General features: G+C 45.2%; 17 protein-coding genes. 8 read left to right on the top strand and 9 right to left on the bottom strand.

Going from position 1 to position 20,898, the window contains the following annotated elements; all coding sequences use genetic code 11:
* Nucleotides 1-100: 100 nt before the first annotated feature.
* Nucleotides 101-571 (bottom strand): potassium channel family protein, encoded by a 471-nt coding sequence (locus K2Q13_RS04915; RefSeq protein WP_292919555.1) that lies wholly within the window; start codon nucleotides 569-571, stop codon nucleotides 101-103.
* 112 nt (nucleotides 572-683) lie between these two features.
* On the opposite strand from K2Q13_RS04915, the gene K2Q13_RS04910 reads away from it, so the two are divergent.
* Nucleotides 684-1,493: a YiiX/YebB-like N1pC/P60 family cysteine hydrolase gene (locus K2Q13_RS04910; RefSeq protein WP_292919553.1), complete on the top strand. Its 810-nt coding sequence runs from the start codon at nucleotides 684-686 to the stop codon at nucleotides 1,491-1,493.
* A 130-nt stretch (nucleotides 1,494-1,623) separates the two neighbouring features.
* On the opposite strand, the gene K2Q13_RS04905 is transcribed toward K2Q13_RS04910, so the two are convergent.
* The 3 genes from K2Q13_RS04905 to gdhA all read right to left on the bottom strand — a co-directional run bounded on the left by K2Q13_RS04905 (nucleotide 1,624) and on the right by gdhA (nucleotide 6,297).
* Nucleotides 1,624-2,871, bottom strand: a complete 1,248-nt coding sequence (locus tag K2Q13_RS04905) for a multifunctional CCA addition/repair protein (RefSeq protein ID WP_292919551.1) — start codon at nucleotides 2,869-2,871, stop codon at nucleotides 1,624-1,626.
* Entirely contained in the window at nucleotides 2,872-4,788 is a 1,917-nt protein-coding gene (locus K2Q13_RS04900; RefSeq protein WP_292919549.1) for a lytic transglycosylase domain-containing protein, read from the bottom strand.
* Between the two features lie 162 nt (nucleotides 4,789-4,950).
* The gene (gdhA, locus tag K2Q13_RS04895; protein WP_292919548.1) at nucleotides 4,951-6,297 is read right to left on the bottom strand and encodes an NADP-specific glutamate dehydrogenase; all 1,347 of its coding nucleotides are present in this window, start codon (nucleotides 6,295-6,297) and stop codon (nucleotides 4,951-4,953) included.
* 308 nt (nucleotides 6,298-6,605) lie between these two features.
* On the opposite strand from gdhA, the gene tkt reads away from it, so the two are divergent.
* The 7 genes from tkt to phoU all read left to right on the top strand — a co-directional run bounded on the left by tkt (nucleotide 6,606) and on the right by phoU (nucleotide 15,405).
* Nucleotides 6,606-8,621, top strand: coding sequence for a transketolase (gene tkt, locus K2Q13_RS04890; RefSeq protein WP_292919547.1), 2,016 nt, complete (start codon nucleotides 6,606-6,608; stop codon nucleotides 8,619-8,621).
* Nucleotides 8,622-8,696: 75 nt separating this feature from the next.
* A complete protein-coding gene (gene gap / locus K2Q13_RS04885) occupies nucleotides 8,697-9,695 on the top strand; it encodes a type I glyceraldehyde-3-phosphate dehydrogenase (protein ID WP_292919546.1) in 999 nt (332 codons plus the stop codon).
* Nucleotides 9,696-9,829: 134 nt separating this feature from the next.
* Nucleotides 9,830-11,023 (top strand): phosphoglycerate kinase, encoded by a 1,194-nt coding sequence (locus K2Q13_RS04880; RefSeq protein ID WP_292919545.1) that lies wholly within the window; start codon nucleotides 9,830-9,832, stop codon nucleotides 11,021-11,023.
* Nucleotides 11,023-12,474 (top strand): pyruvate kinase, encoded by a 1,452-nt coding sequence (gene pyk / locus K2Q13_RS04875; RefSeq protein ID WP_292919544.1) that lies wholly within the window; start codon nucleotides 11,023-11,025, stop codon nucleotides 12,472-12,474. The genes K2Q13_RS04880 and pyk overlap by 1 nt, the downstream gene beginning before the upstream one ends.
* Before the next feature lie 139 nt (nucleotides 12,475-12,613).
* The gene (gene fba, locus K2Q13_RS04870; protein ID WP_292919543.1) at nucleotides 12,614-13,678 is read left to right on the top strand and encodes a class II fructose-bisphosphate aldolase; all 1,065 of its coding nucleotides are present in this window, start codon (nucleotides 12,614-12,616) and stop codon (nucleotides 13,676-13,678) included.
* A gap of 303 nt (nucleotides 13,679-13,981) precedes the next feature.
* Nucleotides 13,982-14,641, top strand: coding sequence for a ribose-5-phosphate isomerase RpiA (gene rpiA, locus K2Q13_RS04865; protein ID WP_292919542.1), 660 nt, complete (start codon nucleotides 13,982-13,984; stop codon nucleotides 14,639-14,641).
* A 56-nt stretch (nucleotides 14,642-14,697) separates the two neighbouring features.
* Nucleotides 14,698-15,405 carry a phosphate signaling complex protein PhoU gene (gene phoU / locus K2Q13_RS04860; RefSeq protein WP_013646214.1) on the top strand — a complete coding sequence of 236 codons (708 nt, stop codon included), beginning with the start codon at nucleotides 14,698-14,700 and terminating at the stop codon, nucleotides 15,403-15,405.
* 253 nt (nucleotides 15,406-15,658) lie between these two features.
* Here phoU and K2Q13_RS04855 read toward each other — a convergent pair whose 3' ends face one another.
* The 5 genes from K2Q13_RS04855 to K2Q13_RS04835 form a co-directional block, all read right to left on the bottom strand.
* Nucleotides 15,659-15,853 (bottom strand): transposase, encoded by a 195-nt coding sequence (locus tag K2Q13_RS04855; RefSeq protein WP_292919541.1) that lies wholly within the window; start codon nucleotides 15,851-15,853, stop codon nucleotides 15,659-15,661.
* Nucleotides 15,854-15,872: 19 nt separating this feature from the next.
* Nucleotides 15,873-16,097: a transposase gene (locus tag K2Q13_RS04850; protein ID WP_292919540.1), complete on the bottom strand. Its 225-nt coding sequence runs from the start codon at nucleotides 16,095-16,097 to the stop codon at nucleotides 15,873-15,875.
* Nucleotides 16,098-16,241 carry a hypothetical protein gene (locus tag K2Q13_RS04845; protein WP_292919539.1) on the bottom strand — a complete coding sequence of 48 codons (144 nt, stop codon included), beginning with the start codon at nucleotides 16,239-16,241 and terminating at the stop codon, nucleotides 16,098-16,100.
* Nucleotides 16,242-16,744: 503 nt separating this feature from the next.
* On the bottom strand, nucleotides 16,745-17,203 hold the full coding sequence (locus K2Q13_RS04840; protein WP_292919538.1) for a type IV pilin protein: 459 nt from the start codon (nucleotides 17,201-17,203) through the stop codon (nucleotides 16,745-16,747).
* A gap of 155 nt (nucleotides 17,204-17,358) precedes the next feature.
* A complete protein-coding gene (locus K2Q13_RS04835) occupies nucleotides 17,359-20,751 on the bottom strand; it encodes a PilC/PilY family type IV pilus protein (protein ID WP_292919537.1) in 3,393 nt (1,130 codons plus the stop codon).
* Nucleotides 20,752-20,898: the final 147 nt, after the last annotated feature.

Genomic DNA, 20,898 nt, shown 5'->3' with positions numbered 1-20,898 from the left:
TACCTTATAGTACGTAATGTACACACTAAACGATAACATCTGTCGTGCAAGATTAATTTTTTATTTGTATTGTATTGACAAAAAACCGCCAGATCAAAATCTAATCGTTTGAATCCTTTTCTGATCGGGATAATAGATGCGGCCATAGCCGCTGCATTGCCAAGAAAGTGAAAGAAGCGGACCAGGTTATCATGGCAAGGCCTGCTAAACCTTCAGCAGCACTCAGCATGCGGATGGCACCAACGGGTAATAAGTCACCGAATCCGACGGTTGTGTACACAACCGACGAATAATAAATAAAATCAAATAAATTGCCTTTATCCATGCCGGTAATATGTCCCATATCGGGGCTATGTTGCATCAACATATAGCCTAAAGCAAAAATCACAATTTCGAGTACGTGCGCCACCAACAAGCCCAGCATGACGATCAGCACTCCGATGCGTTTATGCACATGCACGCCAATCGTGCGACTTAAAAAACGCAATGCTTCGTAATGCAATATCACACAAACAGTAACAACCGCACCGGAGATCACTAATCCCAGTAAATAAGAAGCATGCTCATTCATAATTTCAAGCGAATTTTTTGATCACAAAACGTATTGTAGCTACATATAATAGGGAGAGGTTTAAGTGCAGAACCTTTATATAGCGATAATTACGCCGTCATAGGGAAAATTCATGGGGCAAGTGACTGAAATCATAGGGCGTGGATTGGCCCGATTTTTAACCAAGCAGGTACGACAAAGCATTCAGGTTGCAACAATCAGTCAGGAAAAGCTTGCTGCTACCTTGCAGCCTGGCGATGTGCTGTTGGTGGAGGGAAATACGCGCGTTAGTGTCGCTATCAAATATCTGACGCAATCCACGTGGTCACATGCAGCACTTTACATCGGCAATGTACTTCCGCATGGCGCTCCCTGGGAACTCCCCCGAGTACTGATCGAAGCCGATCTGAAAGAGGGTGTGCGCGCCATTACACTGGCGCATTATGCGCAAATGCATACCCGGATCTGCCGTCCTGTCGGTTTGAGTAATGATGATCGCAAGCGCGTTGTCGATTATGTAGTTGCACGCATCGGCCATCATTATGACCTGAAGCACATTTTCGATCTCTTGCGCTATCTACTCCCAACGATCCCGGTTCCTACACGATTCCGCAGGCGCATGCTGGCATTGGGAAGTAACGATCCGACACGGGCAATCTGTTCCACTCTGATTGCACAAGCCTTCGAATCGGTGCGTTATCCCATTCTGCCGGAGATCGAGCGTACTTGGTCAGATGATCCCGCGCGCACCGATTGTTATGCAGATATTTACCATATCCGTCATCACAGCTTGTTTACCCCAAGGGATTTCGATATATCGCCTTACTTTGATATTATCAAGCCGGCAATCGAAAATGGCTTTAACTACCGCTCACTTGCTTGGAGCGATACAACGCACGATCCTAAACGAGTTCAGTGTGAAGTTGCTAAAGTAAAAGAATGAGGTTAGGTACGGTGATATTTTTGCTAGAGTTGGCGCTGTGCCGGCTACACTTGATAGACCGTATCGGCAAGTTGGTGAAGCTGCATGTGATGATAAACGAAAACAGTAAATGGAGCGCCGCAACTAAAACTTATGTATTCCGGCTATAAATCAGTTCAGCTTTTATTCTGGCAATACGCGCTGTGCGCACTTTGGTGTTAATAGCGCTAGGCAATGCAGTTGACTCAGGTAAATTTTGCCTGAGTTCAGCGGCAATTGCACCGGCATCCACTTTTTTTGCCGCAAGATATGCTTTTCTAAATCGATCGGCTTGCACATAAGGCCTGATTGCATAGCCTGGGCGGCCATGAAAATCGCATGCGCAAGCTTGCAAGAATTCCTCAAATCGTCCTGGTTTACGGTAAGCATCGACCGCTTGCAGCATATTTGCCATGGTGGATGGTTTAAGCTCTTCCGCCCGGTGTACATCGCCGTGATAACGGGCAACCAGCAACGCGAGGTCACGCGACTCTTTAGGGACTTTGATGCGTTCACACAAATTCTTTGTCAATTCGATGCTGCGCGCTTCATGGCCTATATGGCGCGGCCATTCTTCGGGCGATGTTGTGCCTTTGCCCAAATCATGGGTCAGTGCGGCAAAGCGTACCGGTAACGAATAGTTTTGTGCGGCGGCATAATCAATGACCATCATAATATGCACACCGGTATCGATTTCAGGATGTACATGCCCCGGTTGCGGAACGCCGAACAACACGTTTACTTCGGGAATAATCCGTGCCAAGGCGCCGCATTCCTTCAGTATATAAAACATTCTGGAGGGGTTTCTCTCCATCAATCCGCGCGCAAGCTCCTGCCAGACACGTTCCGGTACCAGTGCATCGACTTCGCCGTTGTGTACCATATCATTCATTAGCATCATGGTTTCCGGCGCAATGCGGAAACCGAAGCGTGCCGCAAAGCGGGCGGCTCTGAGAATACGTACCGGATCTTCCGTGAATGCCGGACTGATATGGCGTAAAATACCAGCTTCCAGATCAGCGACACCATTAAAAGGGTCGATGATATTGCTATCTGCGTCTTTGGCAATCGAATTAATGGTGAGGTCTCGACGCGCCAGATCTTCCTGTAAGGTAACCTGGGGGGAAGTAAATACTTCGAATCCTTTATATCCGAGTGAAATTTTTCGTTCAGTCCGGGCCAGTGCGTATTGCTCATTTGTCTGCGGATGCAAGAAAACCGGAAAGTCCTTACCCACTGGACGATAACCCAATCGCTCCATCTCCTCCGGCGAAGCGCCCACTACCACATAATCATGATCCTTGACCGGCAATCCGAGCAGTTCATCGCGCACCGAACCACCTACGAGATACGTTTTCAATTACTGTTTTGCCCTCACAATCCCTAGACGCTCCTTAAGTGTTGGTGAATTATGCCCATGCTCGAGTACTTTGGCGTAATACATCGAATTCTTCAAAACCTTCTTGACGTAATCCCGGGTCTCATTAAAAGGAATTGTTTCAGCATAAATAGCGCCTTCCAACATTCTAGTGTCGTCACGCCAGCGTCTGGCCCGACCCGGCCCGGCATTGTAGGCAGCTGAAGCCAACAGCGGTTGATTATCCAATGTGCTCAGCACGTGCTTCAGATAATAAGTACCCAATTGCAAATTAGTATTCACATCCACTACGAGGTTCTGGCGGAAATTTGGTATTCCCAATTGCTTGGCAACCCATTCGGCCGTGGCCGGCATCAATTGCATCAAGCCTGTTGCCCCAGCATGAGATTTAATATCTGCGATAAATCGACTTTCCTGCCGAATTAAACCATACACCCAAGCTTCATCCAGCTCATGCCGTCGCAATACATTTTTCAGTGTTTCCCGATGTGGCGATAAAAAACGCAGACTGAAATCATGTTGCGTTATCGTTCTATTCGCAGTATTGATTGCGCGGTCATACATACCTTGACGGCGCGCTACTTCCGATGCAGCCAATAATTCTGCATCGGAAAATTGCCGAACGGTCCAACTCCATTCACGAAATGCCTCGGTGCGTAAATTCATGCGCGCAAAAGCCAATGTTCGCTGTATGCCGGGTCTGCGTTCCATTGCGGATACCTCGTTAGCGTTTGCGCGATAAGTTTTGCCTGCGATGCTGAGTGTGGTGCCCAGCTCTTCCCGTGCCAATTGGCCATAAAAACTGTGCTCATCGCTGAGCGGAATTAAAATATTATTTGCATCTAGCGTTTGGCCTTTAGCGATTAACGCACGCGCTTTCCAGTAGCGCCAGGTATCAATCTGCTGCTCGGTAAGTGACATTTTTTCGATAGTCTTCAGTACCTCATCCCAGTGAGTGACCCGCAAAGCTGCGCGTGCTTGCCAGGCAAGCACGATATCCGAAGGTGGGTAGGTTTGTGGTGTATTCTGAGCTTCCCGGAACCAATCCAGAGCACGTGGATCATGCCGCATTGCTGCGCGGTACCCGAGCCTTCCAAGGAAAAAGGAACGATCAAATGGAGTAAGCTGGTTTTTGATCTTTAACCACTGCACATAGGCTTGATTGGTATCATTGCGAAGCAGACGCAATAGCGCAAACAAAGCAATTTCGCGGTCACTGCGCGATTTAATTTTGTTTTTTAATGTATCCAGATACCGCAACGGATTCTTTGCTGCATTATTCAAATCAGCGCTGTTTAACGATTCGCTGTTAGGTAAATAACGATTAATGTGCGTAGCCACGCCAGTTTGACCTTCTTCCAAGGCGAGTCGAATTCGGGTCCAGATATCTTCCAGCGTAATTTGTCCGCTGTAGATTAACGTTCGAAAAACTTGTGTGCAGCTTTCGGGCTGACTGGTCGGCGTAAACCACAATGACCGTACTTCCGATAGCACTGAATTATCTTTCGCATTCAGGCGGTTCTGATAGTAATAGCACAAGAGTTCAGTATCCCTATTCACTGACAGCGGATATTCAGTTTCAAAAAGTAGCCATTGTTGATTCTTGCCCAAGATCTTGAGCCAATCGCCGCGTAATCGATCTGCAACCAAGTCGCCGTCATAGCGTGTGAGAAAGTATCGAATGTTGGCAATGTCGGTGGCTTGCAACCTCATGCGCAATTTAAAATACTCCACATAGGGTCCAAGCACGTGGTGCTGCAACCTTGCGGCATATTCATCTAAGCGTTTGACATTGCCGACCTGAAAAGCTTCACGCGCGGCGATAAAATCAAAGTCCTGACTTGCAGATAGCGTTCCGGAAAAGACTAAAAAGATTAGTCCTAAAAGATAATTTCTCATAGCTATTTCCCGCGCAGGAACACAATCAATGAAGGGTACTTACAATCAAGAAATAGAGCAAATATTTTACAGCTAGCTTGGGTTTCCACATCTTTGCTGTAAAAACCCAGCATTATACTTCACGTTCCGGCAAAAATTCCGCAACCAGTCGGGTAATGATGATTAAACAACACCTTGACCCAGCATAGCATCAGCCACTTTGACAAAACCGGCGATATTGGCACCATCCACATAATTAATGCTGCCATCGGGTTTGGTGCCATACTTCAGGCAGGATTTGTGAATGGCCTGCATAATTGCTTGCAGGCGTGCATCAACCTCTTCATGAGTCCAAGACAAGCGCATTGCATTCTGACTCATTTCCAGACCTGAGGTAGCGACACCGCCGGCATTGCTTGCTTTGCCCGGCGCATAGAGTACTTTATTATGGATAAAACATTCGACCGCATCAGCAGTCGACGGCATATTGGCGCCCTCGGCAACACAGATAACACCGTTGTTAACCAGTGTTTGTGCATCAGACCCAGTGATTTCATTTTGCGTTGCGCACGGCAATGCCACTTGTACCGGCACATGCCAGGGATTATCTCCTGGCAGAAAAGTGACATCGGCGACACGTTTTGCATATTCATCCAGGCGCGCATACAGATGATTCTTTACTTCAGCCAATATCGCCAGTTTTTCCGAGGTAAAGCCATTTTCATCTACGATCGTGCCGCTGGAGTCAGATACAGTAACTACCTTGGCACCTAGTGCCATGGCTTTCTCTACGGCAAATTGGGCCACATTACCCGAGCCGGAAACCGAAACACGCATCCCTTCCATATAACGTCCTGCATGCCGCAGTACTTCCTGAGCAAAATATACCGTGCCATAACCCGTTGCTTCCGGACGAATCATGGATCCGCCAAAACTCAATCCTTTACCGGTAAATACACAATCAGCTCGATTGGATAGTTTTTTCATCATCCCCGCCATGAATCCGACTTCACGCCCACCAACACCGATATCACCGGCGGGGACATCGGTATTCGAACCAATATGGCGAAATAGCTCACTGATAAAAGCTTGGCAAAAACGCATAACTTCACCCGGGCTCTTACCTTTCGGGTCAAAATCGGAGCCACCCTTGCCACCACCCATCGGCAGCGTCGTCAATGCATTTTTGAAGGTTTGTTCAAACGCCAGAAATTTAAGAATCGACAGATTCACCGAAGGATGAAACCGGACGCCGCCTTTGTAGGGGCCAATGGAAGAGCTGTGCTGAACCCGGTAACCCCGATTGACCTTAACTTCACCATGATCATCGACCCAGGATACGCGAAATATTATCACTCGTTCCGGTTCGACCAAGCGATCCAGCAAACCATGTTCTGCATACCGTGGGTGTTCCATTATGAAGGGCCACAAGCTCTCAACGACTTCCGTAACCGCCTGCATATATTCTGGTTGATTAGGATTGCGCTCAGTCACATACGCGCTGAACTCCTGAAGGCTCTTATATTTCATTTTCAATTCCCCGGTAAATGAAAGGTTATTTGCGAATAGCCCAATTCTGCCAAATAAATTCACAGGTTGCACTGTATTTTTGTTAGAAATGGAGTTTTTAGTAATTTTTTTGTGCTGTTACATTGAAATTATCAGCTATTGAGGGCTAGGTTGCAGGAAACTGATTCTGACAGTAGGTGGAATTCTTTTTCTACTGAATTGGTTTTATACGCAGAATGAAGGTCTCTAGTTGTCGTATCCCTTATCTTAGGGGATAATGTACCCTTTTATTTACTTTATTTTTCTGAAAAATTAGGGAGCTAGTATCGATGGGGACTTTCAAGGATTTTGACGCGACGGTATTTAAAGATTTGACCAGTGCGGTGCGTGCATTGGCGATGGATGCCGTGCAAAAAGCCAATTCCGGTCACCCCGGTATGCCGATGGGTATGGCTGAAATTGCTGAGGTGCTGTGGATTCACCACTTGCGTCATAATCCTGGCAATCCGGGTTGGGTTGATCGTGATCGGTTTGTTCTATCTAACGGGCATGGGTCCATGTTGATTTATGCTTTATTGCACTTAACTGGTTATGACTTGCCGATGGAAGAACTTAAAAAATTCCGTCAATTCCATTCAAAAACGCCTGGGCATCCAGAATACGGCTATACGCCGGGCGTGGAGACTACTACCGGGCCGTTGGGTCAGGGTATCACAAATGCAGTAGGCATGGCTTTGGCAGAGAAAGTATTGGCGGCCGAATTTAATCGTCCGGGCTACAATATTGTCGATCATCATACTTATGTTTTCCTGGGTGACGGCTGTTTGATGGAAGGTATTTCGCATGAAGCTTGTTCATTAGCCGGTACTTTGGGTTTAGGCAAGCTAATCTGTTTTTATGACGATAACGGTATTTCCATAGACGGTCATGTGGAAGGCTGGTTTACCGATGATACGCCGAAGCGTTTTGAATCTTATGGCTGGCATGTGGTGCCTAATGTCAACGGTCATGATCCAGTAGCGATTGAAGCGGCGATTGAAGCCGCGAAGCAAGTAAACAATAAGCCATCGATGATTTGTTGCAAAACGGTCATCGGATTGGGTTCGCCGAATATGGCCAATACCCATTCAGTACATGGTGCCGCATTAGGTGATGCGGAAATTGCTGCCACTCGTCCACATATTGGTTGGCATCATCCGCCTTTTGAAATTCCGCAAGATGTTTATAGTGTTTGGGACGCAAAAGCGAAGGGCCAGAAGCTCGAGACGGAATGGAATCAGAAATTTTCCGAGTATGCGGAGAAGCATCCTGCTGAGGCAGCGGAATTTAATCGTCGCATGGCAGGGGAATTGCCCGCAAATTGGAGCAGTCATGTTGAGAATGTTATTAATCAAGTCAATGCGAAGGCAGAATCTATCGCGAGCCGCAAGGCTTCACAAAACGCAATAGAAGACTTGGCGCCCATTCTGCCGGAATTAATTGGAGGATCTGCCGATTTAGCCGGCTCCAACTTGACGCTATGGTCAGGTTCCAAAGGTGTTGGTAATAGTGTCGGCGGTAATTATGTTTATTACGGTGTGCGTGAGTTCGGTATGAGCGCCATGATGAACGGATTGTCGTTGCACGGCGGCTTGATTCCTTACGGCGCAACCTTCTTGATGTTTTCAGAGTATGCTCGTAATGCACTGCGCATGGCTGCTTTGATGAAGATTCGCAACATTTTTGTCTTTACACATGACTCAATCGGGCTGGGTGAGGACGGTCCAACGCACCAACCGGTGGAACAAACGGCAACATTGCGTTATATCCCGAATATGGATGTATGGCGGCCCTGTGATACCGTTGAATCAACCGTTTCATGGGTGCGTGCCATTGAACGTAAAGACGGCCCTTCAATATTGATTTTCAGCCGCCAGAATCTGCCATTCCAGAAACGAGACGCGGTAATCATCAAGCAGATCGAAAAAGGTGGCTATATATTAGCCGAAGCAAGTAATAGCAAACCGCAGGTTATTCTCATCGCTACCGGTTCGGAAGTTGGTCTGGCCGTGAACGCACAGAAAGTGCTGGCGGATGAGGGCGTGCATGCACGCGTTGTCTCCATGCCTTGTACCAATGTTTTTGATCGCCAAGAACCTTCTTACAAGGATAGTGTCTTGCCAAAGGGTGTCAAACGAGTTGCCATTGAGGCCGGTGTGACAGATTTCTGGCGTAAGTATGTCGGATTGGATGGCGCAGTAGTGGGCATTGATACTTTTGGCGAGTCAGCGCCTGCAGATGTGTTATTCAAGCATTTTGGTTTTACCGTCGAGAACGTGGTAAAAACAGTGAAAGGCGTTCTCTAATTTAAGAATAGGGTGTTCGGATGACGAATTTTGTTTGTCCGAAAGCAGTAAGTTTTTTATTCAAGGAGTTTTAGCATGACAATTAAGGTTGGGATTAATGGGTTTGGTCGTATCGGGCGTATGGTTTTCCGCTCCGCAGTACAGAATTTTTCTGACATTGAGATCGTCGCGATCAATGATTTGCTAGAGCCGGATTACTTGGCTTATATGTTGAAACACGATTCAGTGCATGGTCGTTTCAAGGGCGATGTGTCAATTGATGGAAACACATTAGTGGTTAATGGCAAAAGAATTCGTTTGACCGCAGTTAAAGATCCTGCTGAATTGAAATGGAACGAAGTGGGAGCTGAGGTTGTTATCGAATCTACGGGATTGTTCCTGACTAAAGAAACTTGCGAAAAACATCTGGTGGCAGGTGCTAAAAAGGTCATCATGTCTGCACCCTCGAAGGATGATACACCCATGTTTGTGTATGGCGTGAATGACAAATCCTACAAAGGTGAAAATATAATTTCCAATGCTTCCTGTACTACCAACTGCTTGGCGCCAATGGCCAAAGTATTGAATGACAAATGGGGTATTAAGCGCGGATTGATGACCACAGTGCATGCGGCAACAGCGACACAGAAAACAGTGGATGGCCCATCCAACAAGGATTGGCGCGGTGGTCGTGGTATTCTGGAAAATATTATTCCATCTTCAACGGGTGCTGCCAAAGCAGTCGGCGTGGTTATTCCTGAGCTGAACAAAAAACTTACCGGTATGGCTTTTCGTGTCCCAACCTCAGATGTTTCGGTGGTTGATTTAACAGTTGAGTTAGAAAAAGAAGCTAGCTACGATGAGATTTGCAGTGCGATGAAGGAAGCTTCTGAAGGCTCAATGAAAGGTGTATTAGGTTATACCGATCAAAAAGTAGTTTCTACCGATTTCCGCGGCGAAAGCTGCACTTCGATTTTCGATGCTGAGGCGGGCATGGCCTTGGATAAAAGTTTTGTTAAAGTAGTGGCATGGTACGACAACGAGTGGGGTTATTCTACCAAAGTGTTGGAAATGGTTCGTACTGTTGCCAAGTAATTTATATTGATGAATACGCGGTCGATGATAATTAAGATCTTGATTGCTATATAAATTAATATTAACTTCACCAAGACTTAAAGGGTAGCGTTTGCTATCCTTTTATTTTCTTAAAGACAATTTTGGAGTTTATCGTGTCTGTTATTAAACTTGTTGACCTTGATCTTAAAGGTAAGCGTGTATTCATACGTGCTGATCTGAATGTGCCCGTGAAAGATGGTAAAGTGACATCGGATGCACGTATTACCGCCTCTATGGCGACGATTAATCATTGCCTCAAAGAAGGTGCCAAGGTGATGGTTACTTCTCACTTGGGGCGTCCTGAGGAAGGAAATTGGACTGAAGAAAATTCTCTGAAACCGGTTGCTGATAATATTGCTAACCGGTTAGGAAAACCGGTTCGATTAATCAAAGACTGGGTGGATGGCGGATTTGATGTTGCTACTGGAGAGCTGGTGGTGCTTGAAAATTGCCGTATCAACAAAGGTGAAAAGAAAAATGCTGAGGAAACTGCGCAGAAGTACGCAAAATTATGCGATGTGTTTGTAATGGACGCCTTTGGCACAGCACACCGCGCAGAGGCTTCAACCCATGGTGTTGCGAAATATGCTCCAGTAGCTTGTGCAGGAATTTTACTGACTGAAGAGCTGGAGGCCTTAACTAAAGCGCTGTTGAGTCCAGCTCGTCCTATGGTTGCTATTGTGGGGGGCTCGAAAGTTTCCACCAAGTTGACTGTGCTTGAGTCGCTATCCGAAAAGGTAGATCAATTGGTTGTTGGTGGAGGGATTGCTAATACTTTTCTTAAAGCAACCGGCAAGAATGTCGGTAAATCATTGTGTGAAGATGATTTGGTTCCAACGGCTAAAACTTTGATGGATAAAATGGCTAAACGCAATGCATCGATTCCGATTGCGGTCGATGTTGTGGTTGGTAAGAGATTTGATGCAAATGAACCAGCCGTATTGAAAGACGCCGGTAGTGTGGTAGATGATGAAATGATTTTCGACATCGGCCCAAGAAGTGCGCAGGAATTAGTGGATATTATTATGAAAGCCGGTACGGTGGTATGGAACGGCCCCGTGGGTGTATTTGAATTTGATCAGTTTGGCGCTGGAACCGAAAAGATTGCACGAGCAATTGCAGAAACCAAGGCATTCACGCTGGCAGGCGGTGGTGATACCATCGCAGCGATTCAAAAATATGATATTTATAACAAAGTTTCCTATATCTCAACGGCAGGCGGTGCATTTCTAGAGTTTTTAGAAGGTAAAAAATTGCCTGCAGTAGAAATTTTGGAAATGCGTGCTAACGAATCGTTAAGAACATAATGATTCGAAGAACAAAAATTGTAGCTACACTGGGTCCTTCAAGCGGTAATCCGAGAACTTTGGAACGTATGATCCGGGGCGGTGTCGATGTTGTTCGGATCAATTTCTCACATGGAACGCGCGAACAGCATATTGAATTGGTGGAGATGACGCGTTCATTGGCCCGCGCAGCAGGTTTTACTGTGGGCGTTCTAGCTGATTTGCAAGGCCCCAAGATCCGTGTCGGCAAGTTTGAACACGGCAAAATCAGGCTTGAAGTAGGTGATCAGTTTATTCTCGACGCGGCATGTGAAATGGGTAATCAGGAACGAGTTGGTTTAGATTATAAAGAACTGCCGAGCGATCTGGAAACCGGGGCCACACTGATGCTGGATGATGGACGTATTGTACTGGGAGTATCTCAGGTGAAAGGCCATCAGGTATTTTGTGTGGTCGAGCAAGGCGGAATATTGTCAAATAACAAAGGTATTAATCGTAAAGGTGGTGGGTTGGGCGCTCCCGCTCTGACTAGCAAGGATTTAGAGGATATCAGAACGGCTGCTGAGTTTGACGCAGATTATTTGGCAGTATCGTTTGTTCGTTCGGGTGATGATATACGACAGGCGCGCACCTTGTGGCAAGAAGCAGGAGGCAAGGGCATGATTATGGCTAAGATCGAACGATCGGAAGCTATTCTTGCGCTGGATGATATACTTGAAGCTTCAGATGCAATTATGGTGGCGCGTGGCGATCTGGCGGTTGAAGTTGGTGATGCTGCTGTTCCGGCACTGCAGAAGAGAATGATACGTTCGGCGCGGGCAAATAACAAAATCGTTGTGACCGCAACACAAATGATGGAATCCATGATTACCAATCCAATTCCAACGCGTGCTGAAGTATCAGATGTGGCCAATGCAGTGCTCGACGGTACTGATGCAGTGATGCTGTCGGCGGAATCTGCTGCTGGTGAATATCCGGTTGAAGCGGTGGAAGCCATGGCTAGGGTTTGTCTGGAAGCGGAAAAGGAATACCTGGTGAGTATTGATCGACGGATGCAGAGTATTACTCCGGCAACCATTGAAGAAGCAATTGCGCGCGCTACGATGTATACCGCTGGTGGTCTGCAGATTCGCGCAATTGCAGCATTGACACAAAGTGGGGTGACCACATTGCTGATGTCGCGCAGGAGTTCCAAGGTGCCTATTTTTGCGTTAAGCCCGAACGAGGAAACGCGTAGAAGAGTTACTTTGTTCAGAGGTGTTTACCCGGTGGAATTTGGTGAAGGAATGAGCGATCCAGAAGAGATTCTCAATCTGGCCGAGCAGGAATTACTCGACCGCGGTGTTGTGCGCAGCGGTGATATCATGGTGATGACGATAGGTGAGCCGGTAGGAAAGACGGGCGGTACTAATACCATGAAAATTATTAAGGTCGGCGAGTGGAAAATAAGACAAGGAATTGATGCGACTTAAAAGCACTGACATGATGTCTACGCAGTCAAATGTACGAACACAGCTGTAGTTAAAAAGAATCAATCGCATTCGTGTGGAATAATCGCTTATACTAATATTTACAAAATTTTATTCAGATAGTTTTATTAAGGAGATCTAAATGGCACTTGTATCATTAAGACAATTACTCGATCATGCGGCAGAAAATAGTTACGGATTGCCTGCGTTTAATGTCAATAATCTGGAGCAAATCCAAGCGATCATGCAAGCGGCAGATGAATGCAATAGTCCGGTGATTATGCAAGGCTCAGCTGGTGCAAGAAAGTATGCCGGTGAGGCGTTCTTGCGTCATTTAATCGCTGCCGCAGTAGAAGCTTATCCTCATATTCCTATTGTAATGCATCAAGATCATGGCGCTTCTCCATCGGTTTGTGTCAACGCAATCCGTAGTGGCTTCTCGAGCGTAATGATGGATGGTTCCTTACAAGCCGACGCTAAGACTCCATCCACTTATGAATATAATGTCGATGTCACAGCGGATGTCGTTAATACTGCGCATTCAGTAGGTGTTTCCGTAGAAGGTGAGCTAGGTTGTCTGGGTTCACTGGAATCCGGCATGGGTGAAGCGGAAGATGGACATGGCGCAGAGGGTGTGTTGTCCCATGATCAATTGCTGACCGACCCGGAAGAAGCTGCTGATTTCGTCCGTAAAACTGGCGTGGATGCATTGGCTATTGCAATCGGAACCTCGCATGGTGCCTACAAATTTACCCGCAAACCTACGGGCGACATTTTGGCGATTCAACGTATTAAGGAAATTCATGCGCGTATTCCTAACACCCATTTGGTGATGCACGGCTCGAGTTCGGTACCGCAAGATTGGCTGGATATCATTCGTCAATACGGCGGTGACATCAAGGAAACCTATGGTGTGCCAGTGGAAGAAATTCAGGAAGGCATCAAATATGGTGTGCGTAAGATTAATATCGATACCGACATCCGTTTGGCAATGACTGGTGCGATTCGCCGCAGCCTGGAAAAAGATAAAAGCAATTTCGATCCGCGCAAATTTCTGAAAGAAGCCACGGCAGCCGCCAAGGATATTTGTAAAGCACGTTTTGAAGCATTTGGTTGTGCTGGACAAGCAGGAAAAATAAAGCCAATTTCTCTGGAAGATATGGCTAATCGTTATGCTAAAGGCGAATTGAACGCCATTGTTAAGTAGTTAAGCGAATTTTTAATAACCCTATGGTCAATGTGCAGTTTAGTATAATTTATCATAGGGTTCAGATTCGAGTGTAATTGTTTCGGCACAAGTTAAACTAACTACGGCGGAATCGCTGGATTCTCTCAAAGAAACTGTTTGCCGGTCACTAAAGTGTCGCATACGTTCCCAGCTTAAATCGATTATTGCATTTCCTTCTCTAGAAAAGTATAAAATTCATTCTCTTGGCGATGGAGGCATTGTCTAAATTAACAGATAACGCTATCCTGATAACGATATTATTTATTATTTGTAAGAGACATCATGACACAAGACGAGCAAAAACGCGCTGCAGCTGTAGCTGCGATCCAATATATTCCGGTCGATTGTGTTGTTGGAATAGGTACAGGATCCACCGCAAATTATTTCATTGATGAGCTGGCTAAAATCAAGCATAAAATCGATGGCGCGGTAGCGAGCTCGGATGCGACGACACAAAGGCTTAGGAAACATGGAATCGAAGTGCATGATCTCAACAATGTTATTGATATCCCTGTTTATGTTGATGGTGCGGATGAGATCACTGAAAATTTGCATATGATTAAAGGCGGCGGTGGCGCATTGACGCGAGAGAAGATCGTTGCTGCGGTAGCGCAGAGATTTATTTGTATTACCGACCAGAGCAAGCTAGTAAATATTTTGGGCGACTTTCCTTTACCTGTAGAGGTTATACCGATGGCACGTAGTTATGTTGCTCGTGAAATTGTTCATTTAGGTGGACATCCAGCTTTGCGTCACGATTTCATCACGGATAATGGCAATATCATCCTGGACGTGCATGGATTGCAAATTATGAACCCGGTTGAGCTGGAAGCAGCGCTCAATCAAATTGCTGGTGTTGTAACTAATGGTCTTTTTGCCCGGCGTGCGGCGGATACGTTATTATTAGGAACAGATAACGGTGTGCGAACAATTTCTATTTAATATTTAATAGTTGGTAGATAAGAACTCTAATCTTAGCTACGAGCCAAAGGCTAGGTATGGCAAACAAAGAGCATATTTCAAAGCAGTTTGATGCAGATCTTGAGGAAGTCCGTACCCGTGTTTTACAGATGGGTGGTTTCGTTGAAGAGCAAATCGAATATGCAATTGAGGCATTGACGAGTGGTAATGAAGAACTTATCGACCAAGTGATCACACGCGATCATCGTGTCAACGCCATGGAGGTATCGATCGATGAAATCTGTAATCAGATTATTGCGCGCCGACAACCGACTGCAAGTGACTTACGTATGATCATGATGGTGATTAAGACTATTACTGATCTTGAGCGTATTGGTGATGAAGCGGCGAAAATTGCCCGGATGGCGAAATTGATTTATTCGTCCGATCGTATGCACATTCCGCGTTTTAATGAAATCAAACATGTTGCCAGTATTGCAATGGATATGTTGCATAAGGCACTTGATTCCTTTGCCAGACTGGATTTGAATGCAGCTGCACAAATTGTCAGACAGGACGAATTTGTAGATGAAGAATTCCGTTCTATCTTACGCCAATTAATTACGTTCATGATGGAAGACCCAAGAAAAATCTCAACTTGTTTGGAGATAGTATTTATCGCCAAAGCAATTGAACGTATTGGAGATCATGCAAAGAACATGTCTGAGTATGTTGTTTACATGGTAAAAGGCAAAGATGTGCGCCATGTCACGGCCGACCAGATTGAACAGGAAATCAGAGAATAGTTTGAATGATTCTTTCTTATACCAAGTGCTAATTTGGAACAATTTACTCTTTGAGACCTTTGTAAAATTCGTTACAATTTCTAATCTTTTGTGAGTATCGGGGTGTTTTTTAGTAATTTTCTTGCTTAAATCACTTTTATCGATCATTATCGGCTTAAAAAGCACATTTCTCCTGTGATTGCAATTGTATCTGCCTATTAACATAAAATCTGGGTAGCCTTTTTAGGTAGTATGCCATAGCTTGTAAGATATGCTACGCATGTGCTTTGGTCTTGTCCCGGTAACGCAACACCTTGGCTCCAAACCAGCGTGCTTGGCTACCAAAGGTTCGCTCCACAACATACCGGGCTTTGGAAATCAAGCTATTGCGTTGCAATTGCCGCTGTGTCAGCAGCCTGTTCTTAACTGCCTTATCCTGAATGCCATTTTTAATGCCGCGTGCTTTCAAGGCTCCGCGGTGTTTCTAACTACAGTAAGCTTTGTCCGCATGAATGCGAGTACCCGGTTCGCTCGCTCTCGGCTTTATCAAGCAGAGTCAGCAGTGGTTTGCTGTCATGTTGATTGGCAGCAGTAGTTTCAAGAGCTAACATCAAACCGTTGTTATCAACCAGCGTATGCTGTCTATAACCAAAAACAGATTTACCACCTTTTTTAACCCATCGTGCTTTTGCATCTACACCGGGCTGAACCAATTAAATAACGCGCATGGCTGCTTTCGCATCTTCTTTATCGTCCCGATCTTCCTCCCGCTCAGCAACCACTTCATACGAAGACCTAATCTTTGGTTTGCGCGGGCTGTGCGTGATACTGGCGTCGACATGGCAATCCTGAGTCACCGTGCCAGATTCCTACCAGCAACATTTTGAACAGTAGCAGACCCGGGATAGGCAGGACGGACGGTCTGCGGCATCAGGTGTAGGGGCATAATGTTCAGCGATTGCTTTTTCTATCGGTACCCAATCAATCTGGTAATCGATTTGATTGAGAAAGTTTCCTTTGCGAGTACGGCGGGTAACATCAAACTCTGAAAAACTCACACCAATTAACTCAACAATATGATTCAAAATGTTAATTATTATTTCGTCATCCGCACCTGAAAATGACTCTAACCGTGCAAAGTTCTCTCTAGATAAACTGTGGTATACAGCAGGGCTGCTAGTCAATGTTTTAATCTCTTCCGGGTTTAATTCCTCGCCCCTTGGGGCGAAGGCTGGTTGAAAACCAGCAGTCTGAAGAGCGCTTTTAATACCTCGCTGCTTGCGGCGGGGTGCTTTATTGAAACCTTAATCTGCAGAAGGCAGAAGGCAGAAGGCAGAAGGCATTGGATTGTTATGTGAAATTAACGATTCCAACAATCCGCTACATTCCCACCTGCACCTTGAGCTCCTGTATTTCTCAAAGTAAGTGTGCCGCAGACATCTCCCGTCATCGAACCGATTGGTATTGCCTGAAGTATGAAAGTATTGTTATCCACAAATTGTAATGAAATATTATATTGTGTCACTCCTGTTCTCGGTGATTGGGTGATAGGTAGTGTTACAGCTATATCATCACCTGTATTAATGATTCCATCTGCGCCTACGGTTGCATCATACTGGTTATTCTGTGAATAAAATCGTTCCATAAATTGAGCATTCTCATACAGAATTGATTTTGCAACAGTCCGGTTAGATTGTCTTACATAATCTTGGTAGGATGGGAGCGCAACGGCTGCGATAATACCTAGAATTGCCACTGTTATCATTAACTCAATCAAAGTAAAGCCCATCGCTTTAGATGGATAGAAAGGTAATTTCATAAGCTTTTAGTCTCCAAGGATTTTAATTCCAGTGAGCATTTATTTTATAAATAATTTTGATGCTCAGTTGTTACAAATTTTTATACCACCCATCTTGAATTCAAGAATAAATGGCAACGATTAATGATAAAAATAATTTACTTGCTAGATTTATTTTAGTGCAAAAGCTCTCGCCACGTAATTCTGCCACGTAATCCGGCAGCACCTTTCGCTGTAGTTGTCTGTGAGAGCGTACCATCGGCTGTTGAGTACACAAGTGTGTCAGAATCCGAATGACCTCTAATCCGTGTAACGCCACCTACAGCAAAACCAATATCCATACCTGCCGATAGCCCGTCATCAAGTGCAAGAACCCGATTTCTGTTGGTATCAAATGCCGGAAAAGAAAGCATCCCCCCTGTTAAGAAATCGAGCGCGTTAACAACTCCTCGACCGCCAAAATCGCATGGTGATGTAGAAGGCATAATAGTAGAAAATACCAAGATTCCATCCTCCAAACTAGGCACACCTGTAATTCTTTCACCGTTAACGGGAAGATTTGCATACCAACCTTTAATTGTGGTCGAATAGGGTACCAAATTTCGTGTTGCAGTCCTGACTGTTCCGTCAGTTATCACTTGTTGTACAAGTGCTCCCGTTGCTACTGTTGCTACAGTACTATCATCCCATATTCCGTAGACAGTCTGAGCATTTATACTGGTGGTATCAGCAGTCTCTAAGTATTTTCCTGTGCCAAATAAAACCAATTGACCGCCTTTTGGGTGAAAGCTTACAGAAGGTGGAGAAATGATAGGCTTCGATGTGCCGGATACAAATAAAGGTGCTCCACTAATGGCCATTTTCCAATTTGAAGGCGTAGCAGAGCTTACATCGAATTTCCACAAATTTCCTTTGATATCACCCGCATATATGGCGTCGACTTTGCCATTGCCATTTGAATCAAATGGAGTTGGCGTTGAAAGACCGTTTCCTGTGCCTGAGCTGGCAATCAACTTAATATAATCCGTTCCAACTGTCCAAGTACCATCTTCACCGCCTGAAATAAACAAAATATAAAGGACCGCTTTACCGCCTGCGCTGTTATAACCGTTACCTACAATTACAGCCCATTGATTGTTCTCCATTTTGACGATTTGCATTGATTGACCAGTAAACGAATTAATTTGCGGATAATTATGGCTATAACCCATGTCAGCATCATCAGCATTGGTAAATTCCCATAGTAATATATTTGCTGCATTTGCTGCAGTAAAGGACGGTGCTAATTTTGTTGCATCCGCTGGGTTTGTAACATCCAATGCATAATAGCCTTGACCCCCGCCATTCAGCCCACCAACAAGGATACTTCGCCAGCTCGAGGTTGAACTAGAATAAACATCACCCGTCATCGGAGACCCATCGACGAAATAGCGATGATTGGCGGTATAATCTTTGTCCGTCAATCTACTTAGATTCTCATAAACCGTGCTTGGCATATAAGTCAACAATTCTTTGCCTGCATCAGCTGTAGTGCACCCTGCTGTTACTCCAGCAATACAGGCATTAAACCCATGTAGCATTCCGTCATTGGCGCCAACGTATATCATTGGAATACGATCCTTATAGCTAGTATAAAAAGATTTATAGCCGGGATGGTCCACATCAGAATAACCTGCACTAGGCTTTCCTACATAGAGCGGACCAGAGTTCACGATATCACCTAGCTTGCTGACAGGACGAGTACGAAAATTATTGATCGAAGTAGAACTCGAGCATGTAAATGTTCCAGTTGCACTTTCACGTGTTGAGCCTCCCCGCAGAAATGCTACTCTCTCAGGTCCACAATTATCAGTAGAACCCGCAGCGTTCTTATCGAGTAACGCCTTTTGGACAGTGGTTAAATTACCGTATTCAAATGAAACTCCATCATTACTACCTTTTGTAATTATGACCCGTGAAGCAGGATTAATCGCACCTGATGCAAGTGAGACTTCCCCAGCGTTCCATTCTGCTGTACCGAATACTCCGGTGGAACTTAGCGGAATCGATAATAACTGCCCACTCCAATCGCCACTATTAAACTTTGCTTGATAAACGCGTCCGTTTGTCATCAGTGAGTTTGAATTAGCTGCCACAGCAGAGGCGGAACCTGTTCGAGACACGATACTCCTTAACGAATTGGTTAATGCATCCGCAAAAGTAGATGGATCAGCAGCGCTAAAGAATTCTCCCCGACTATTGACAGCAGCGTGCCACAAATCATCTATTTTGGCAGCATCACTTGACGTTGGATTGGGCCAAGTTTGTGTTCCGGAGGGTAATTCTGTCATTGTGCCAGTTACTCCCAAACCTACGGTAAAGGTCACCAGATGCTGCCAGAATGCCGGATCGTGAGGATTGGTTGGTACCTTATTGGGTAAATCTGTACGCAAATCATTTTTCCAGTATTGCATGGCTGCATCAGCTAATGTATCACTATAAGCATCGGAAAAAGGAAGTGCAGGAGTATATTTATATGTTGCTGGAACCGCAGGTGAAGAATGATTAGTAATTGTAGAGCCAGACAGATTATCCGAATTATCCAAGCCAGATACAGAGCCCGCTGTCCAGTATCCATCTGTCATCAAAATATTATAATTTTGTCGGCATTCGTGTTGGGTACCACCGCTTGAGCCTGGTGTTAGACCCCAAGGACCTTTATCATCTGTTCTTTTGAAATATTCTCCTACTGCGAGTACGGCTTCCCGCAGCGGTGTGCCTGCTGCAGGAATATCATGATTATAAAGACTGGTAAAAAAATTTGTTCTGTCCGTGCCCGTAAACTGCCTTACTCCGGTTTTGACTACTGTTGTTGCCACACCATCGATTGTTGTAGAGCCTTTATTGATAGCTGCAAACCCGACCCGCATGTTATTTGACTGTGCTGCGAATGCCCGACCTATACCTGCACGAGCCAATAAGATACGCGAACGATAATAAGTATACCAATTGGCAAAGTTTTGAATTTCTTCGTTATAGGTACATGTGGCCGCTGCTGCACAATCTGAGCGATTGGGGCCTCCCGTATAGGTAGTAGTAGAAGACTTGATTTCTACTTTTGTATAGCTACTAGAACTGTAGATGCTACCACTATTATACTGATAGTATACGGCAGGATAGAAAGTCTTTGACAAAATAGCAGACAAAATGCTGTTATTCATGAGCCAGTTCGCAGTCTGTGTATTGTTGATTGTCAGGTTACGACAACCAGCGGCAGTATTGATTGGATTGTAGAAGGCACATGTCGGATCGGCGTTACTCATCAACGATCCATCAGCATTACTCCAGGGTAAATACCTTACCGTCGGATTATAATAGATTTTGTTGACATGACTAGAGCGCAAATAAGCGGTTTTATTGTTAGCCGAGTCAAAATCGATACTATAATTGCTGTAATCACTAGCACCATAAACATTTGATGCACGAGGAAACATATAGCGAGCATTTTGAATAATCAGATCGTCCGGCATGATCTCGAATTGCATCGAGCCAGAATCATCGAGCGTAAACATAACATTTGGAGAAATCATTCCTCCTAGAAAAAGCGGGGTATTCGATAACGGTGGAAGAGCATGAACACTACCGGTTAAAAAAACTAATGAAAAAAATATTGCATTTGTTAATGTTAAAAAACCGTATAAATTTTTTTTCTTCATGATCTTTACGTCCTTGACAGT

Origin of the sequence: Nitrosomonas sp., from assembly GCF_019752095.1 — a bacterium.
Classification (GTDB): Bacteria; Pseudomonadota; Gammaproteobacteria; order Burkholderiales; family Nitrosomonadaceae; genus Nitrosomonas.
Note: the sequence above shows the minus strand (reverse complement) of the source record. Positions and strands in the feature narration are given on the sequence as shown.

Excerpts from the sequence above, each read along its gene's own strand:
- gap (WP_292919546.1), top strand. The coding sequence starts at position 8,697 with ATGACAATTAAGGTTGGGATTAATGGGTTTGGTCGTATCGGGCGTATG.
- K2Q13_RS04900 (WP_292919549.1), bottom strand. The coding sequence starts at position 4,788 with ATGAGAAATTATCTTTTAGGACTAATCTTTTTAGTCTTTTCCGGAACG.
- K2Q13_RS04835 (WP_292919537.1), bottom strand. The coding sequence starts at position 20,751 with ATGATTTCTCCAAATGTTATGTTTACGCTCGATGATTCTGGCTCGATG.
- tkt (WP_292919547.1), top strand. The coding sequence starts at position 6,606 with ATGGGGACTTTCAAGGATTTTGACGCGACGGTATTTAAAGATTTGACC.
- K2Q13_RS04910 (WP_292919553.1), top strand. The coding sequence starts at position 684 with ATGGGGCAAGTGACTGAAATCATAGGGCGTGGATTGGCCCGATTTTTA.
- K2Q13_RS04840 (WP_292919538.1), bottom strand. The coding sequence starts at position 17,203 with ATGAAATTACCTTTCTATCCATCTAAAGCGATGGGCTTTACTTTGATT.
- gdhA (WP_292919548.1), bottom strand. The coding sequence starts at position 6,297 with ATGAAATATAAGAGCCTTCAGGAGTTCAGCGCGTATGTGACTGAGCGC.
- phoU (WP_013646214.1), top strand. The coding sequence starts at position 14,698 with ATGGCAAACAAAGAGCATATTTCAAAGCAGTTTGATGCAGATCTTGAG.
- K2Q13_RS04915 (WP_292919555.1), bottom strand. The coding sequence starts at position 571 with ATGAATGAGCATGCTTCTTATTTACTGGGATTAGTGATCTCCGGTGCG.
- fba (WP_292919543.1), top strand. The coding sequence starts at position 12,614 with ATGGCACTTGTATCATTAAGACAATTACTCGATCATGCGGCAGAAAAT.
- rpiA (WP_292919542.1), top strand. The coding sequence starts at position 13,982 with ATGACACAAGACGAGCAAAAACGCGCTGCAGCTGTAGCTGCGATCCAA.
- pyk (WP_292919544.1), top strand. The coding sequence starts at position 11,023 with ATGATTCGAAGAACAAAAATTGTAGCTACACTGGGTCCTTCAAGCGGT.